Here is a 2,486-nt window from a genome sequence, read left to right as displayed (position 1 = left end):
GTCGTGGGCCCGGCGGTGCTCCGCCGTGCCGACGTCGACGCGGGGCGCACCGGCCGCGACGTGCGCCCGTGCCCGCACCGCCAGCTGCCGGACGGCGGCCGGGCTCCGTCCGACGACCGCGGCGATCTCGGGGAACGGCATCCCGAACACCTCGTGCAGCACCCAGGTGGTGCGCTCGGCCGGGGTGAGGGTCTCCAGCACGACCATGAGCGCGAAGCTCACCGTGTCGTCCAGGGTGACCCGCTCCGCCGGGTCGGCGGCGGTGTCCACGAGCGGTTCCGGCAGCCACGGCCCGACGTAGTCCACCCGCCGGACCCGGGCCGACCGCAGCACGTCGACCGCCCGCCGGGCCACCGCCACCACGGCCCACGCCTCGACGTCGCGGACCCGCTCCTGCTCGTCCGCGGCGGTCAACCGCAACCAGCAGTCCGAGACCACGTCCTGCGCCTCGGCCACCGTGCCGACGAGGGAGTACGCGACCCCGACCAACCGCGACCGGATGCGCGTGTACTCGGCGGCCAGCTCCGCGATCCGGTCGGTCCCGGGTCCGGCGGCGGGGTCGGTCACCGGCGCACCGTCTCCAGGTACTCGGCGAACGTCCCCTTGCCCTCGGTGTGGTCGCCGTCCGGGCACAGGGCGCCGTCGGCCAGCCCGGCCGGGCCCTCCCCCGCCTCCTCGACCTCCCAGCCGTCACCCCGCCGGACCACGAGCCGCCGCGCCATGTCGACCAGCCGCATCCGCTCCGGCCCGGCCATCGGCAGCGCGTACCCCTGCGGTTCGCCCAGCGCCACCTCCACCAGCCGCGCGGCCAGGTCCGACGTCGACACCGGCTGCGACAGCATCGGCGGCACCGTCACGACCGGTCCCGACTCGTTCGCCAGCGTCTGCGCCGCGAACTCGAAGAACTGCGTCGCCCGCAGCACCGTCCACGGCACCGGCCCGGCCGTCACCACCGCTTCCTGGCGCCGCTTGCCGAAGTAGTAGTCGAGGTCGACCACGTCCGCGCCCACGATGGACAGCGCCACCAGGTGCCGCACGCCCGCCCGCGCGGACGACTCGACCAGGTGACCGGTGCCCAGGGAGAAGAACCGCTCCACCTCCTCGCGCGACCAGCTCGGCGAGTTCGACACGTCGATCACCACCTCGCACCCGGCCAACGCCTCGTCGAGCCCCTCGCCGGTGAGCAGGTCGACCCCGTCGGACCGGCTGATCACCACCGGCTCGTGCCCGGCCCGCGTCACCTCCTCGACCACGTGACGCCCCACGACACCCGTACCGCCCACGACCGCGATCCTCATCGTCCGACCTCCTTGAAGGAACCTGCCACTCCCAGGACGATCGGGCCACGCGGCCTGTGACACGGCCCCCGATCAGGGCTTCCCGCGGCTCAGCGCGGACGGCCACCAGATGCGCCGACCGATGTCCACGCCCAGCGCGGGCACGAGCAGCGACCGGACCACGAACGTGTCCAGCAGCACGCCGAACGCCACGATGAACGCGATCTGCGCGAGGAACAGGATGGGCAGCACCGCGAGCGCCGAGAACGTCGCCGCGAGCACGACGCCCGCCGACGTGATCACCCCGCCGGTGATGGTCAGGCCGCGCAGCACCCCGGCCCGCGTGCCCAGCTCGGCGGACTCCTCGCGCACCCGCGTCATCAGGAAGATGTTGTAGTCGATGCCCAGCGCCACCAGGAACACGAACCCGAACAGCGGCACCACCGGGTCGGCGCCGGGGAAGTCGAAGATCCCGTTGAACACCAGCGCGGCCACGCCCATGGTCGCGCCGAACGACAGCACGACCGTGGCGATCAGCAGCAACGGCGCGAGCAGCGACCGCAGCAGCAGCGCGAGCACGAGGAAGATCACCAGCAGCACGATCGGGATGATCACCAGCCGGTCCCGCTCGGACGTGGTCTGGGTGTCGAGCTGGGTGGCGGTCGGGCCGCCGACCTCGGCGTCCGCGTCGGGCACCGCGCGCACCGCGTCGCGCAGCCGCTGCACGGTCGCCAGCGCCGCCTCGGAGTCGGCCGGGTCGTCGAGCACGACGTCGAGCTTCACCAGGCCCTCGGCCTCACCGGAGGGCCGCACGTCCGACACGCCGGGCACGTCCGCCGCCTCGACCACCGCCGCGGTCTGCCCGGCGCGGGCGAGCACGACGGTCGGCGCACCGCTGCCACCGGGGAAGTGCCGCGACAGCACCTCCTGCCCGGCCACCGAGTCGACGTCGGTGAGGAACACGTCAGACTGGGCCGTGCCGGACGCCTTGAGCTGCGGCACGAACGCGACGCCGACCAGCAGCACCAGCGCGGTGAGGACCCAGGTCGCCCGCGGTCGGGCCGAGATCAGGCGGGCGACCCGCGCCCACACCCCGCTCGACTCGGGGTGCGGCGAGCCGAGCTTCGGTCGCAGCGGCCAGAACGCGGACCGGCCGAGCAGCTCCAGCACCGCGGGCAGGTACGTCACCGAGGCCAGCAGCGCCGAGGC

The 2,486-nt window shown here is 74.1% G+C and carries 3 protein-coding genes; all 3 read right to left on the bottom strand.

Features of this window, described 5'->3' with window-relative positions; genetic code table 11:
- On the bottom strand, nt 1-567 hold a 567-nt coding region (locus AB0G02_RS35260; protein ID WP_360803293.1), incomplete at its 3' end, for a sigma-70 family RNA polymerase sigma factor.
- A complete protein-coding gene (locus tag AB0G02_RS35255) occupies nt 564-1,298 on the bottom strand; it encodes an NAD(P)H-binding protein (protein WP_360803290.1) in 735 nt (244 codons plus the stop codon). The genes AB0G02_RS35260 and AB0G02_RS35255, both read right to left, overlap by 4 nt.
- Nucleotides 1,299-1,370: 72 nt before the next feature.
- On the bottom strand, nt 1,371-2,486 hold a 1,116-nt coding region (locus tag AB0G02_RS35250), incomplete at its 5' end, for an MMPL family transporter (RefSeq protein ID WP_360803287.1).

It is taken from the genome of Actinosynnema sp. NPDC023658 (genome assembly GCF_040639995.1).
In the GTDB taxonomy this organism is placed as follows: Bacteria; Actinomycetota; Actinomycetes; order Mycobacteriales; family Pseudonocardiaceae; genus Actinosynnema.
The sequence above is the reverse complement of the archived record's forward strand: the minus strand, read 5'-3'. Positions and strand labels throughout refer to the sequence as shown.